This window comes from Bacillus sp. FSL K6-1338, assembly GCF_038006965.1.
In the GTDB taxonomy this organism is placed as follows: Bacteria; Bacillota; Bacilli; order Bacillales; family Bacillaceae_G; genus Bacillus_A; species Bacillus_A thuringiensis_S.
In genome coordinates, this window is record NZ_JBBOWI010000001.1 from 4,259,943 (window position 1) to 4,275,395 (window position 15,453).

A 15,453-nucleotide genomic window follows, 5' to 3' on the forward strand; every position below is an offset into this window, starting at 1 on the left:
TGACAAGAGTTTTTTTATAATTCTTATTTTCACTACCATTTAAAAAGTAAAAGAAATGTAACTCTTACTAGAGAGAGGAACTTACATGATGATATATCTTGACTATGCAGCTACTACACCTATGAGCGAGGAAGCGTTACAAACATATATGAAAGCAGCTTCTCAATACTTCGGAAATGAACAAAGTTTACATGACATTGGAGGAACGGCTTCTTCTTTATTACAAGTTTGCCGAAAAACATTCGCGGAAATGATTGGTGGAAAAGAACAAGGAGTATTCTTCACAAGCGGTGGCTCAGAATCAAACTATCTTGCAATCCAATCACTTCTAAATGCCCGAAATAAGAAGCATATTATTACGACACCTATGGAACATGCATCCATTCGAAGTTATTTTCAATCTCTAAAATCAAAAGGCTATACGATCACTGAAATTCCTGTTGATAAAAGCGGACTCATTTGTTTAGTAGATTTAGAGGCATCTATTACAGAAGATACTGTGCTAGCAAGTATACAGCATGGAAACTCTGAAATCGGAACCGTTCAAAACATTACAGAAATCGGGGCAATTTTGAAAAAATATAATGTTTTATTTCATACGGATTGTGTGCAAACGTTTGGTAAACTGCCTATCCATGTTTTTGAGATGGGGATTGATAGTCTTTCTGTTTCAGCACATAAAATATACGGACCAAAAGGTGTCGGCGCTTGCTACATAAATCCGCAATCTCGCTGGGAACAAGTATTTCCAGGAACTTCTCACGAAAAAGGATTTCGCCCAGGTACAGTTAACGTTCCCGGCATCGCATCTTTTTTAACAGCTGCTGAAAATATATTAAAAACTCAATGGGAAGAAAGTTTACGTTTTAAAGAGTTACGATCCTACTTTTTAGAGCAAATACAAACACTTCCGCTAGAAATTGAAGTAGAAGGTCATTCTACTTCTTGTTTACCACATATTGTTGGGGTTACAATAAAAGGAATAGAAGGTCAATATACTATGCTAGAATGTAATCGTCATGGTATTGCCATTTCCACCGGAAGTGCTTGCCAAGTCGGTAAACAAGAACCTTCGAAAACCATGCTTGCAATTGGAAAAACGTATGAAGAGGCCAAACAATATGTCCGCTTCTCTTTCGGACAACAAACAACGAAAGATCAAATTGATACTACTATTCATGCACTACACACAATTGGAAATCAATTTTATAGAGGTGTTAAATCATAATGAAACAAAATGAACAAAAAAAGATTTTAGGTGAAGAAAGACGACAGCTTATCCTCCAGTGGCTTCTCGCTGCAAATGAGCCGTTATCTGGAAATGAACTATCGAAGAAGACAAACGTAAGTAGGCAAGTTATCGTGCAAGATATTTCCTTACTTAAAGCACGAAACGAACCAATTATTGCGACTGCTCAAGGCTATTTATATTTAAAGCCACAAGAGAAACAACAAGCTTTTGAACGCGTAATCGTATGCCAGCACAAACCAGCAGAAGTACGTCAAGAACTTACAATGCTTGTTGATCACGGTGTTACGATTAAAGACGTAAAAGTTGAGCATCCTGTATACGGCGATTTAACAGCATCTATTATGGTAAGTAATCGCTTTGATGTAGAACAATATTTACAAAAAATAGAAAACACAAATGCTTCTTACCTTTCGCAACTAACAGATGGTATTCACTTACATACAATTGAGGCCGATTCTAAAGAAAAGTTAGATGCTGCTTGCAAGGCACTGGATAAAGCAGGATTTCTCGTTTATTAATGTAAAGCACAGAGTTTTTATAATTCTCTGTGCTTTTTTAATGCTATAATATTGTAATCAATCGTAAAGGAGATCACTTATGGGAATTAAACTCGTTCACTTTAGCATTGGCAAACCGAAACAAATGAAATATAGCGAAGATAAAGAAATGATTACTGGTATATGTAAGGAACTTACAGAAGAAGCTTTCCTCTCAAAAGATGGATTCCTCGGCGATGACGTAGCAGATTTAAAACATCATGGCGGTCCTGATCGAGCTGTTTGTGTATACCCACACGAGCATTACGCACTATGGGAAGAGGAATTTCAAACTACGCTTCCAGCTTCCACATTTGGCGAAAACATTACCGTAACAAATATGTTAGAGCGTGATGTTTGCATCGGAGATACATATCAACTAGGTGAAGCAATCATTCAAGTGACACAAGCAAGAGTACCTTGTAGCACTATTTCAAAACGCCTCGGTATTCCTGGCATTTTGCCGCGCATTGTAGCAACTGGATTTACTGGCTACCTATGCCGTGTTCTTCAAGAAGGTACTGTACGTAAAGATTCTAAAATTACATTACTAGAACGTCAACCGAGCAATATTTCTGTGTTGTTCTCTAACGAAATCTATTTTCATAATAGAAAAGATAAAGATGGCATAGAAAAAATTCTTGCTGTTCCAGAACTAGCTGATATTTGGCGTGGTCAGTTAGAAGAGCGTCTTGTGAAGTTAAAATAAAGAATCCCACCAGGTAAAACAGTATTAAGTTCTGATATGCTCCCCATTAGGTAGACAGATAAAAAATAAAAATCTGTTTATCTAATGGGAGTATTTTTATTTTCTCTTCCTTCACGTCCAAACATATAAAAATATATTTCATATTATATATGGACAACCTTTAACCCTTATATATGAAGGGAGTGATTAGTTATGGCAGATTACTTCTTAAAAAATGGAAAAAAATATTATAAGAAAAATGATCATCCATGTAATTCTTCAAATTCAGATTCAACTAACTGTTTTATACAGAACTATACTATTTTCGGTACGGAAGATACCCCTCAAGATCTTGATATAACAACTGGAATTCCTCGAACTGTATTTGAAAACTTCACTAAAAATCATAATAAGACACTTATTAAATTTAGTTTCAGTCCTGCATTTGCAACAACGATTAGATTAACAATTGCAAGATTAAACCATCGCTCTCCACTTACATTTACCTTAACACCAGGAGATATTAAAACATTTTTAGTAGAAGATGTTTTGAGTATTACTTTCTCAGATACTGTAGCTCCATCTACACTTAATCTATTAATACAACAAACGAATTGTATTTGCTGCGGTAATTCGAACAATGATGAATCCTATTATTATAATAGTTGTAATGATGCGTACTAAAAACACGACAAAAGAGTGACCTATTCCTAACAGAAAGCCGTCCTAAAATATCTTTTAGGACGGCTTCTTTATTTTGCTAGCTTAATTACATCACTTACTCCAATAGAATCGATAGCTTACTCTGCCTCAAACCGATAAACAACTTTTCATTTCAAACAAGTTTAACAACAGCTCCCTTTACAACCAATAAGAAGAATAACTCCCCAGCACAGTAACAGAAAAACCGAGTGCTTCAAGTTCCATAGTTACGCCTGGCAATAATACGTCATCATACGCTTTATCGACATCGATTAAGAAAAAGTAATTTCCAAGACCTGTTTTCATCGGACGCGATTCGATTTTTGATAAGTTTAATTTTCTCCATGCGAAAGCTGATAACACTTGATATAGGGCACCTGCATAATCTGCAGGTAACGTTATCATAAGCGTCGTTTTCTCTCCGCGGTTCTCTCCGTTATTCGGGAGTACTGCTTTCTTTTTCTTATGGAGTACTAGGAAACGTGTGTGATTATTTTTATGCGTATGAATGCTACGCCTCACAATTGTTAATCCATATTTTTCTGCAGCTGCTTCATTTGCAATAGCGGCAATTTTCTCTTCAGGATGTTCTTTCACATATTGCGCAGCGGCACTTGTGGATGTCATATCTCGAACAGTTACTCCTTTTAATTCTTCATTTAAAAATTTATGGCACTGTGCAATGGCATGCGGATGAGAATGCACCGCATATACTTCATCCCACACTTCTGCATACTGCGGATGTACAAGTAAATGCTGCTGAATTGGTACTGTAATTTCTCCTACAATGGAAAGCGGCTGCTCATGTACAAGGTAATCAACCGTTATATTCACTGAACCTTCTATTGCATTTTCTAACGGTACAACTGCGAAGTCTACATTTTCATTTGCAGCTGCATCTATACAATCTGGAATCGTTCGATACGGTACATGCTCTGCTTCCGGAAAAAAACGACTCACCGCCATATTTGTAAATGTTGCTTCTGGTCCTAAATATCCTACTCGAATCATCGTCTTTTCCCCTCTTTTTCGTTTTCTTACTGTTATACCATACTTTTTTATATTCTTCTATGCAAATTTCGAATATTAAAAAAAGACTAGCTTTCGCTAGTCTAAATGTTTCTTATATTCTCTTTGAGCGAAGAAGAAATAAATGATACATGCTGCGATATAAAACAGAATGAACAAACCTACTTTTCTTAATGATCCATCCATAAAAAGCGTATTATGAAACGTATATAACGCAACTGCACTATGCATACTCCCTACTATAATTGGCGCAAAAAATAGCATACATAATTGCCAACGAGAAATTTTCCATACTTCTTCCTTCGTCATTCCAAGTTTAGAGAGTGCACCATACTGCTTTCGGTCCGATGCAATATTATGGAACCATTTAAAATACACGATACTACATGAAGTAAGAAAAAATAATATACTAATAAATGAGCCTACAAATAGAGTAATATCGCCGCCTTCTTTCATATTTACATATAACTCCATATTGCTTCGAAATGCATTATTATCTTGTTTCATATGTTTCCGTAAATCTTCATTTAATTTCTTCGTCTTTTCGATATTTGGTAATGTGTAGCCTCTATATATCATTTTTTCAGAATCAGGAACCTGATTTGCTATACTGTCAAAATCTTCATCATTCATAACGAAGAACAGACCATTAATGTACGAGGGATGATGGTTAAATTGAACACCTTCTTTCTGACCGTTAAATACGAATTGATATGGTTGATTCATTACTCGCAATTGAATCTCTTTTTGATTATATACATTCGAATTATTGTATTTATTATAATAAACGAGTGTCACTGTACCTTTTTTAGGACGATACGTTTTCTGTTTTTGTTTCCTCGCTTCTTGGTTATATTCACTTTCTTTTATAAGCGGTGCTATTGTTGTTTCTCCCTTATTAGACTGAAAGGATGCATACACTCCAATAAAACTCATATATTGAAAATCATCATACTCATATTGATGCAGTAATTTTTCAACCGCACCTTCTTCAAAGACTTCATGAGTAGAAATACCTTTTTCTATGTACGAAAACGAGTGTATCCCTCCAGTTCGCCACATATCTTGCATGCTAGAAAAATATAAGAACACCGTACCTGTTGCTGTAACTACAAACGTCGTTGCCATAGACATCAGAAAGAAAAAGCGACCATTTTCCTTCATTCGATGTGACAATTGATTCACTATAAATAAATACGGATATGTATACATAATCTTTTTATTTCGCTTTATCATTTCTAACACTTGGGTAGCACCATGCGCGTAAGAAAAGTACGTTCCAAAAAAGACAAGTATAGACACAGGGAAAAAGTATATCGCTATCGTAGCCATCGTCACTTGTAGCGCCAACGCATACCCGCCCACTAAACAAGCAAAACCGAATAAACAGAGCCACTTTGATGTTTTCTTCTCTTTTTTATCTGTTCGAAATTCTTTCAATAACCGAATGATTTTTATATTCCATATACGTAAAGCACTTATAAAAGATAATAGAATAAAAACGACTATATATGTAATAAATGTTACACCAATCGCCCTTACGTCAAATATGACAGGCAGTTCTTTCGGAAGCCCCAGTAACATACTAAATACCATAAAAAAGAGTTTTAAAAATATCATACCAAGCCCAATACCGAAAATATTCGCGAAGACCCCAATTAAAATTTGCTCGGTCATAATCACTCCTATTACGTTAGACTTCGTTGCTCCCATTAACATATATAACCCTAATTCTTTCTTACGTGCTTCTATGAAAATAGAAGTAGAGTACAAAATAAATATGACGAAAAAAGAAATGATTATAACATTACATATGATAAGTCCCCAGCGTACGTTTTGATACCACATCGTCTCTTGCATATATGGATGCACAATGACAGACATATATGCGTAAGAAGCAAATATTGCAAAACAACTACTTAAGAAAAACACTTTATAATTACGCCAATTTCCTTTTATATTTTGCAGCGCTAGTTGCCGAATGTTCATCTATCGTCCTCCTGTAACTTACTACATAGGCAAAAAGCTAGAGATTCCCCTAGCTTTTTACGTGTTTTAAATATCCTCTTTGCGCGATCATAAAGTAAATGGCAGAAGCTAAAATGTATGCTCCAATTACAAGCGCACCTGATTTCCACAAATCAATATAAAGCATTTTCCCTAACGTATGAAGAGCAACTCCACTATGAATGGAACCGATTAAAATTGGGATAAAGAAGATAACTCCCATTTGTCGAATCGCAATTTTGCGAATTTCTTTATCTGTCATACCGATTCTCTTTAACGATTTAAATTGAATACGATCTTGTTCTTTATCGTTAAACCATTTAAAGTATGTCATACTACAAGCGAAGAAGAAGAACAGTACTGCTACGAAGAAACCGATGAACATTGTAATTGCTCCACCTTCTCTTATATCCTTATACGCAAACACTGAATTTCTCAATTCTCCTTGCTTTTCTGGTGCAATTTCATTTTTCAAATCTAATACAAGATCTTCTGTACTTTTCCAATCCTCAATATAATAACCGTAATATTTCCTCTTTTCTTCATCTGGTACGAGTTTTGCATATTTCTCAAAATCTTGATCATTTACAACGAGATATTCACTATCATTAAAAACAGAATACTGCGTTGGGGCATTTAATTGAACAGACTGCTTTTGTCCGTTAATTGTAAATTCATACGGTTTCGTACGATCTATCTTCATCAGTTCATTTGACATATCAACCATAACCATCGTTGCACTACCCATTGCATTATGAATTTCTGAAGGTTGCTCTCTCTTTTGTTTACGCACTTCCGCATTATATTCTTTTTCTGAAATAATCGTCATCGGTACTTCATGTTCACTATTAAACAACGTTATTTTCTGTGTTGCTGGTAGTTTTATGTATGTTACTTTTCGCGCATCTTCAAACCCGTGTCTCTTCACAAGCTCCTGTACCTTTTCTTCATTAATAAGGCTATATGTATTTAACCCCTTTTCCTCATATGAGATAGCATGTGGTGTAAGTTCTACCGTTTTCGCACTCAAATTTTCAAAATATACGTAAAGCGTGCCAACTGCCGAGGATACAATCGCCGTAATAATAGAAATTACAAATAGAAAACGAGCATTATCTTTCATTTTATAAATAAGGTTGCTAAGAACAAACATATTTGGATACGTATAGAAAGATTGCTTTCTTTTTTGTAATGCTTTTAATACAACTGTACTACCTTGTGTAAATAGTAAATACGTTCCGCCAATTGTCAGTCCTACCACCGGTAAAAAGAGGATGATGAAATTCAGAAACGTTACTTGGAAGCTAAGTACATATGCAGCAATAATACATCCTATACCAACTACACTTAACCATGTAAATGCAAACGGCTCTACTTTTTGCTTTCTTGCTTCTCTTAATAAATCAATAATTTGCAAGCGTCCTACTGTCCAAACACTAAATAATGATAGGATTAAAAATAGAATAAAGTATACACCAGCTGTAATAAGAACTGCTTTACTATTCCAAACGAGTGGAAGTGTCTTATCTATTTTCAATAATACGCTTAACGCTTGGAAAAATAATTTTGAACAAAGCATTCCAACCCCAATACCAACTACAATTGCAATACCACCTAACATCAGTTGTTCTAATATAATCATTCGGCCGAGCTGCGATTTCGTTCCGCCTATTAATGTTAGTAGACCAAACTCTTTTTTTCTTGCTCGTAAAAACGTTGAATTTGCATATAAAATAAAGAGTGCCGAGAAGATGACCACAATATAATTCATCGATTCTAATCCTTTTGTAATCATCTTTCTCATACTAATATTACCGCTTACGACATCTGGATGATAAATAAAAGAAGCATACATGAAAAATACGACAATCGATAAACAACTACTTATAAGAAACGCTTTATAGTTACGCCAATTCCCTTTTACGTTATTAAGCGCGAGCTGGCGAAAGTTCATGATATTCTCCTCCTAGCATCGCAAGTACGTCCAGAATTTCTTGGAAAAAGGCTTGTTTCGTTCTTCCTTTATGTATTTCTGAGAAAATTTCTCCGTCGCGAATGAATAGAATACGTTCGCAATAACTCGCTGCTACTGGATCATGCGTTACCATTGCAATTGTCACTTTCTTTTGTTCATGTAAGTCTTGCAACGCGCTCATTAATGATTTTGCTGACTTCGAATCTAAGTTTCCAGTCGGCTCATCTGCTAAAATTAACGTAGGCTCATGAATAATCGCTCTCGCAGCTGCTGCACGTTGCTGTTGTCCGCCTGATACTTCGTATACTTTTTTATTTAAAATTTCTTCGATGTTTAAAAACTTCGCAATTTCCAGTACTTTCGCATCGATTTCATTTACAGATTTCTTCGCCATTACAAGTGGTAAAATAATGTTTTCTTTAATAGATAACGTATCAAGTAAGTTAAAATCTTGGAAGATGAACCCTAAATGTGTACGGCGAAACTCCGCTAATTTTGCAGCACGCATTTGATTAATTTCTTCCCCATTTACAAGCACATGACCTGAAGTTTGCTTATCAATTGTCGCCAATAAATTTAAAAGCGTTGTTTTCCCGCTTCCCGAAGGACCCATAATCCCTACAAATTCGCCTTCTTCTATTTTAAAATTTATATCGTTTAAAGCAGTCGTCGCTACTGAACCTTTTGATTGGTACACCTTCGTTAATCCTTTTACTTCAAGAACACTCATTTCTAATCCCCCTATGTGTTTTCTTCTTACATTTACTATAAGAAAAATAAGAAAAAGAAACGAGTGATTTCCCTTACAAAACGTTTTGTTATCTTACAGTTTTGTCATTTTTCTCATCAATGTATGATATTCTTCATCTTTTGCAAATTGGAACGTGAATGTTGTCCCTTCTCCTTCAGCCGATTGAACATACATTCCATGATGTAAATTATCGCAAATTTCCTTCGTAATATATAAGCCCATCCCAGTCGCTTCTCTCGTTTTACGTCCATTTATTCCCGTAAAGAATGGGTCAAATATGCGCTTTACGTCTTGCTCTGGAATACCAATTCCATTGTCCTTAATATGTAATAACACCTTTTGATTTTTCTCTTCAATTTGAAATTGAATTTCTTTTTTCTCTACCGCTGAAATTTTGGTATACTTGATTGCGTTTACAACAATTTGACCTATAGCAATGCTCAGCCATTTTCTATCAGATGCAACCATACAAGTATCTTCTTCAAACATCACTTTCGGGAATACAGACGATTGAATGAAGGATTTTCGGTTTTCATTAATAATACCTCGCACGATATCTATAACATTTACTACTTCTACCTTATAATCTTTCGCAAACTGCTCTAGTCTTGCCATATGTAACGCTAAATCTAACCCATTTAGTATACGGTTATTTTCTTCACGGATACTTTCAACTGTTACTCTTGCCTCACGATGCTCTTTGCCAAACTTCTGCAACAATAATTCAATAACAGATACTGGTGTTTTCATTTGGTGAATCCATTGGTTCATAAATATCATTTGCTGTTGCTCTTTCGCATGCTGTTTATGAATTTCATTCATATATTGCTGTCTTAATAACGTAAAAGATTCAACGACCATTTCTTGCTCTGATGTATAAGATTCATCAATAAGTAAAGAGTCATGTAATGTATTTCCGCCAGTAACGTACTTTTCGATCCTCTTTAAAAACACACTCCGTTTTCGATAATCGTAAATGAGGTATACAGTAAACACAACTGTTCCTAATAAAAGTCCATATAACCACGTACTCCAATCAATGGATTTCTTTTCTAAAAGACTTTGCAACTGCAAAACGAGCCCAAATAAACAAAGGCTAACAATATAAGAAAGAATTAAAGGAAAGCGATCCACGAGGTAATTTTTAACCTTCATGCCCTTCGCCCCACTCCGTAAGAAGCGCATAACCATATCCACGTTTCGTTACAATTGCATTTTTAATGCCTAGCTCTTCTAGTTTCTTCCTTACACGTTTTACATTTACGGTTAATGTATTATCATCCACAAATGCTACTTCATCCCATAGAGCTTCTAACAGTTCTTCACGCGTTACATATTGATTCACCTGTTTCATTAAACACTCTAATAAGTAAAACTCATTTTTTGTCAGTTCAGTTTGTTGTCCCTGCCACTCAACGATATGCTGGGACGGGAATAACAACAGTCCATTTACACCTAAACAATCACTCTCAGCAGCAGAGGCATACTCTCCATAGCCACGGCGAAGCGCACTCTTCACCTTTGCCATTACGATATCTAAATGGAATGGCTTCGTAATATAATCATCGCCGCCATTTTCAATCGCCATCACTTGATCCATTTCCCCTGTTCTTGCAGAAACAAAAATAATCGGCGCATTCGATACAGTACGAATTTGACGACACCAATAAAAACCGTCAAAGTACGGTAAGTTAATATCAAGTAACACAAGATGAGGATTTATTTTTACAAACTCATCTTTTATATGACGTAAATCACTTGCTCTAAATGATTGATAGCCATACCTTTCTAAATGCTCCTCTAATATTCCCGCAATTTTCTCATCATCTTCTACAATTAATATTTTATACATGTTCTTTTTCTCCCCATAAAAGAATTCTTCTACATTTACTCCTTTTTCCATTATAAATTGAAAATTTAATTAGTGGGGATTTTTCCCTATAATAATCTAACTATTGCAATATAAAGTGATACTTTAATCAGTGGAGGTTCTACGGGCAAATAGTGGGATAAAAAAAAGACTGCCATATTTCGGCAGTCTTAATCGATAAATTCAAATTCATATTCAAGAATTTTTACAATATCTCCGTCTTTTGCACCACGTGCACGAAGCGCTTCATCAATACCCATTCCGCGCATTTGGCGAGCGAAACGACGTATAGATTCATCACGTGAGAAGTCTGTCATTTTGAATGTCTTCTCGATATCGTAACCAGAAATAACAAATGTGCCGTCACTTTCACGTGTAATTTCAAATTTAAGACTTTCAGCATCAAATTTATACATTACACTTGCTTCAGACTCTTCGACAACATCGTACATTGGGAATTCTGGTGTTGTTTCTAATAAGTTCGCTACTTCAAATAGTAAATCACGAACACCTTGTTTCGTTACAGCTGAAATTGGGAAGATTTTTACTTCGTCTCCCACTTTCTCTTTAAATGCTTGTAAGTTCTCTTCTGCATCTGGCATATCCATTTTGTTTGCTACAACAACTTGCGGACGCTCTGTTAAACGCATATTGTATTCTTTTAATTCATTATTAATTGTAACATAATCTTCATATGGCTCACGGCCTTCTAAACCAGACATATCAATAACATGTACAATTACACGTGTACGCTCGATATGACGTAAGAATTGGTGTCCAAGTCCAACGCCAGCATGTGCGCCTTCAATTAGTCCAGGAAGGTCAGCCATCACGAAGCTGCGGTTATCACCAGTTTCAACAACACCAAGATTCGGAACGATTGTTGTAAAGTGATACTCTGCAATTTTCGGACGTGCTGATGATACAACAGATAATAATGTAGATTTACCTACACTTGGGAATCCAACAAGTCCAACATCTGCTAGTACTTTAAGTTCTAGAATGACATCACGTTCTTGACCTGGTTCTCCGTTTTCAGCGATTTCTGGTGCTGGGTTCGTAGCTGTTGCGAAACGTGAGTTACCACGGCCACCACGGCCACCTCTTGCGATTACAGCAGTTTGTTCATGCGTTACTAAATCGGCAAGAATTTGACCAGTTTTTTCATCTTTTACTATTGTTCCTGGTGGAACCTTTACGATTAAATCTTCAGATTTACGTCCGTGCTGACCTTTACTCATTCCGTGCTGACCGCGATCAGCTTTGAAATGACGTTGGTAGCGGAAGTCCATTAATGTACGTAAGCCTTCCTCAACTACGAAAACAACATCTGCACCTTTACCGCCGTCGCCACCTGCTGGGCCACCTTTAGGAACATACTTCTCACGACGATACGCAACCATACCGTTACCACCGTCGCCGCCTTTTACATATATCTTGACCTGATCTACAAACATTATTTCACCACACTTTTTCAATTGGTTGTAATATAACTGAGACTTCTTCGTCTCGCACTGTATAAGAAATGGAATACCATTTATTGTTTTGGGTCGCAAGCCAATTCTGTAGTTCTTCTACACTCGTTAGCTTACCACGAAAATCAAAAAAGAAACGAGCATTATCCGCGTCACATTCAATTGTGATACAAACATAATTTTCAACATATACGTCTAAACTATGCTGAAGCATCGAGAAAAATTGATTCGTCCATGTACATACAGTCTCATCTAAGTGAGATAAGTTATGTAATTTCCCTAATACTTCGTACTCCAATAAGCACGGCTGCTGTTTCCAATTATATGTTAAAATCCACTCTGAAAATAAAGGCATTGATAGCCCCATCAGATTGGATTCTTGTCTCGCTTCTTGGACAAAACGATCGATGAGACTATGAATTTCTTCCACTTTTCCAAGGGAAAGGTTTCCTTTCACCATCTGCATACGATTGAGCCAATCATGTCTTGAATGGCGCAATGCATCTATAATTGTCCATTTTTCATTCATTTAGATACCCCTTAATATAGAAAAACTCTAACCTGCACTCAGGTTAGAGTTTTCCGTGAGTTCTTATGCTTCTTGAGCAACAGGATATACGCTCACTTGTTTGCGGTCACGGCCAAGACGCTCAAAGCGTACTACGCCGTCAACTTTCGCGTATAAAGTGTCATCGCCACCACGACCAACGTTAACACCTGGATAAATTTTTGTACCGCGTTGACGGTAAAGAATTGAACCACCTGAAACCGTTTGACCATCTGCGCGTTTAGCACCAAGACGTTTTGACTGAGAGTCACGACCGTTCTTTGTACTACCTACACCTTTCTTAGATGCGAAAAACTGAAGATCTAATCTTAACATACGTTACACCTCCTGCACTTTTTCTATTAAACGGATATACTTTCCGTAATCAAGTTCGATCGTCTTAAGCGAAACAACCAATCCTTCCAAAAGTATCTGTGCTTTTTCTACTGTATGAACGTCTAAATCATTAGGCAATTCATACGTTAAGAATCCGCCATCACTTCCGAGTTCAATAGTTGCCTGCACATTACAAAGTTCTTCCACTGCATTTATAGAACCAAACACAACCGCTGTAGTTCCAGCACAGACAAGGTCTTGTCCATGTGGCGCATAATCGGCATGTCCAGTCATTTTAAATGATTGGATACTTCCTAATTTCGTGCGACTTATCGTAATTTTAATCATGTTAACCTGGATTAAGCGTTGATAGCTTCAACAACTAGCTTAGTGTAAGGTTGACGATGACCTTGTTTCTTACGATTGTTCTTTTTCGCTTTGTATTTGAAAACGATAATTTTCTTAGCGCGACCTTGTTTTTCAACTTTCGCAGTAACTGTTGCACCTTCTACAACTGGGCTACCAACTTTAACGTTTTCGCCACCAACGAAAAGAACTTTGTCAAAAGTAACAGTTTCACCAGCTTCAACATCTAATTTTTCAATGTAGATTGCTTGACCAGCTTCAACTTTAATTTGTTTTCCACCTGTTTCGATAATTGCGTACATACTTGCACCTCCTCTTAATTACTAAGACTCGCCAAAAACGAGGTAGACATATATGCCTTTAGGGAACCTGTCTTGTGCGGTTGTAGCATATAGCCGTTTAGGTGCTATAAACTATAACATAAAGATGTTATCATGAATCATAGACGGTTGTCAATAAATGTTCTGCTAACTATTTTTTCCGCTCTACAATTTCTGTTTTACTTCCAAAACGGACAATTGCATACTTTTCGATCATATCATCTTTGAAATAAATTTCAAATGGAATATTTTTTTGTAATTCTTTTTGCAAAAATTGTTTTTGCAAGTCTTTAGATGCAGCGATTAATACTGCCTCATCCTCTATATTGCCATATGTAATTAGCTCTCTCTCTAACTCATACGCAATTGTCTCATATGACATCATATACCCCGTCGCTTTGCACGGTACACATTCTTCTAGTAATACGTCGCGTAAAGAATGTTTCTTACGTTTACGTGTCATCTCTAAAATCCCTAACTCTGTAAACCCAAGCACTCTTGTATATGTGCGATCATTTTGCATAGCAGCCATGAGACATTCTCTTACCATTTCTTTATCTTCTCTTCTTTTCATATTAATAAAATCAATTAATATCATACCACCGATATCACGCAGTCTTAATTGACGTGCAATCTCTTCAGCTGCCACTTCATTTGTACGAAGGACTGTATCTTGTAAATTCTGTTTTCCAGTAAACTTGCCCGTATTCACATCAATTACAGTCATCGTCTCCATTTGTTCCACAATTAAATAAGCACCATTCGGGAGCCATACAATTTTTTGAAGTGCTTTCTCGATTTCACGCTCTATTCCAAAATGGTTAAACATTGAAGATTTTTCATTATAAAAAGATACTTTTTCTTTTCCAATCTTTCCCTCTAATTCTTTTACTATACTTCTTGTATCTACAACTACTTTTTCAATTGTTTCAATCGGATTCTCTTGGAATACACGATCTAAAAAGGTGGCCGGTCGATGAAGTAATAACGGCGCCTTTCCTTGGCCCTCTTTTCTTTTTAGCTCTTCATATAACTGCTGTAACATTTGCATTTCAGCTTGTATTTCTTCAATCGCTCCTTTTTCAGAAGCAGAGCGGAAAATGTAACCCCCTGTTCCTTCTACCTCAATTTGGAGTAACTGTTGTCTTTTTTTATTATTTTTTATTTTCCGAGAAACAGCGCGCATCTCATCAAACGGCATATAAACGACATATTTCCCGGTAAATTCTATATTCGCTGTCAATTTAGGCCCTTTCGTATCAATTGCCTCTTTTACAACTTGTACGAGAATCGCTTGCCCTTCATGTATACGATAACAAGATGGTACATCATCGTATGAAAGATACGCATGTTTTTCTAAACCGATGTTTACAAATGCTGCGTTCATTCCAGCGATTGTTCTTACGATACGTCCGGCATAAATATGCCCAACAATCTCTTGCTCTTCATTACGTTTCCATAAAAACTCAACAATTTTTTTCTTCTCTTCAATTGCAACGCGCTTTTCCGATCCAGCGTAATTCACATATAACGTTTTCAAAATTATTTCCTCACTTTATAATCTTCTTTGCTTTTACAATAATAAAAGGTTAGTGCTAT

At 36.2% G+C, this 15,453-nt stretch carries 16 protein-coding genes and 1 other annotated feature; of the genes, 4 read left to right on the forward strand and 12 right to left on the reverse strand.

Annotation, left to right across the window (positions count from 1 at the left end):
* Window positions 1–85: 85 nt before the first annotated feature.
* The 4 genes from NZ044_RS21830 to NZ044_RS21845 all read left to right on the forward strand — a co-directional run bounded on the left by NZ044_RS21830 (window position 86) and on the right by NZ044_RS21845 (window position 3,160).
* A complete protein-coding gene (locus NZ044_RS21830; RefSeq protein WP_000973781.1) occupies window positions 86–1,228 on the forward strand; it encodes an IscS subfamily cysteine desulfurase in 1,143 nt (380 codons plus the stop codon).
* Window positions 1,228–1,770 (forward strand): transcription repressor NadR, encoded by a 543-nt coding sequence (locus NZ044_RS21835; protein WP_000812273.1) that lies wholly within the window; start codon window positions 1,228–1,230, stop codon window positions 1,768–1,770. Before NZ044_RS21830 ends, NZ044_RS21835 begins: the two co-directional genes overlap by 1 nt.
* Before the next feature lie 79 nt (window positions 1,771–1,849).
* Complete coding sequence (locus NZ044_RS21840; protein WP_000511662.1) at window positions 1,850–2,497, forward strand: MOSC domain-containing protein; 648 nt, start codon at window positions 1,850–1,852, stop codon at window positions 2,495–2,497.
* 192 nt (window positions 2,498–2,689) lie between these two features.
* Entirely contained in the window at window positions 2,690–3,160 is a 471-nt protein-coding gene (locus tag NZ044_RS21845) for a hypothetical protein (protein WP_000796366.1), read from the forward strand.
* A 177-nt stretch (window positions 3,161–3,337) separates the two neighbouring features.
* On the opposite strand, the gene pheA is transcribed toward NZ044_RS21845, so the two are convergent.
* The 12 genes from pheA to NZ044_RS21905 all read right to left on the reverse strand — a co-directional run bounded on the left by pheA (window position 3,338) and on the right by NZ044_RS21905 (window position 15,394).
* Window positions 3,338–4,189, reverse strand: a complete 852-nt coding sequence (gene pheA / locus NZ044_RS21850) for a prephenate dehydratase (RefSeq protein ID WP_000621701.1) — start codon at window positions 4,187–4,189, stop codon at window positions 3,338–3,340.
* Window positions 4,190–4,285: 96 nt separating this feature from the next.
* On the reverse strand, window positions 4,286–6,196 hold the full coding sequence (locus tag NZ044_RS21855; protein ID WP_340949989.1) for an ABC transporter permease: 1,911 nt from the start codon (window positions 6,194–6,196) through the stop codon (window positions 4,286–4,288).
* A gap of 49 nt (window positions 6,197–6,245) precedes the next feature.
* Window positions 6,246–8,168: an ABC transporter permease gene (locus tag NZ044_RS21860; protein WP_001011408.1), complete on the reverse strand. Its 1,923-nt coding sequence runs from the start codon at window positions 8,166–8,168 to the stop codon at window positions 6,246–6,248.
* On the reverse strand, window positions 8,143–8,919 hold the full coding sequence (locus NZ044_RS21865; RefSeq protein ID WP_000114530.1) for an ABC transporter ATP-binding protein: 777 nt from the start codon (window positions 8,917–8,919) through the stop codon (window positions 8,143–8,145). The genes NZ044_RS21860 and NZ044_RS21865 overlap by 26 nt, the downstream gene beginning before the upstream one ends.
* A 93-nt stretch (window positions 8,920–9,012) precedes the next feature.
* The gene (locus NZ044_RS21870; RefSeq protein WP_000865417.1) at window positions 9,013–10,095 is read right to left on the reverse strand and encodes a HAMP domain-containing histidine kinase; all 1,083 of its coding nucleotides are present in this window, start codon (window positions 10,093–10,095) and stop codon (window positions 9,013–9,015) included.
* Complete coding sequence (locus tag NZ044_RS21875) at window positions 10,085–10,792, reverse strand: response regulator transcription factor (RefSeq protein WP_002082113.1); 708 nt, start codon at window positions 10,790–10,792, stop codon at window positions 10,085–10,087. Before NZ044_RS21875 ends, NZ044_RS21870 begins: the two co-directional genes overlap by 11 nt.
* Window positions 10,793–10,980: 188 nt before the next feature.
* Window positions 10,981–12,267: a GTPase ObgE gene (gene obgE, locus NZ044_RS21880; protein WP_000497121.1), complete on the reverse strand. Its 1,287-nt coding sequence runs from the start codon at window positions 12,265–12,267 to the stop codon at window positions 10,981–10,983.
* Between the two features lie 4 nt (window positions 12,268–12,271).
* On the reverse strand, window positions 12,272–12,814 hold the full coding sequence (locus tag NZ044_RS21885; protein WP_001003585.1) for a sporulation initiation phosphotransferase B: 543 nt from the start codon (window positions 12,812–12,814) through the stop codon (window positions 12,272–12,274).
* A gap of 63 nt (window positions 12,815–12,877) precedes the next feature.
* A complete protein-coding gene (rpmA, locus tag NZ044_RS21890) occupies window positions 12,878–13,168 on the reverse strand; it encodes a 50S ribosomal protein L27 (protein WP_000944957.1) in 291 nt (96 codons plus the stop codon).
* 3 nt (window positions 13,169–13,171) lie between these two features.
* On the reverse strand, window positions 13,172–13,516 hold the full coding sequence (locus NZ044_RS21895; protein WP_002082112.1) for a ribosomal-processing cysteine protease Prp: 345 nt from the start codon (window positions 13,514–13,516) through the stop codon (window positions 13,172–13,174).
* Window positions 13,517–13,527: 11 nt separating this feature from the next.
* Entirely contained in the window at window positions 13,528–13,836 is a 309-nt protein-coding gene (gene rplU, locus NZ044_RS21900; RefSeq protein WP_000270907.1) for a 50S ribosomal protein L21, read from the reverse strand.
* Window positions 13,837–13,850: 14 nt separating this feature from the next.
* Window positions 13,851–13,928, reverse strand: a sequence feature (ribosomal protein L21 leader region).
* A 77-nt stretch (window positions 13,929–14,005) separates the two neighbouring features.
* Complete coding sequence (locus NZ044_RS21905; protein WP_098506711.1) at window positions 14,006–15,394, reverse strand: Rne/Rng family ribonuclease; 1,389 nt, start codon at window positions 15,392–15,394, stop codon at window positions 14,006–14,008.
* Window positions 15,395–15,453 lie beyond the last annotated feature (59 nt).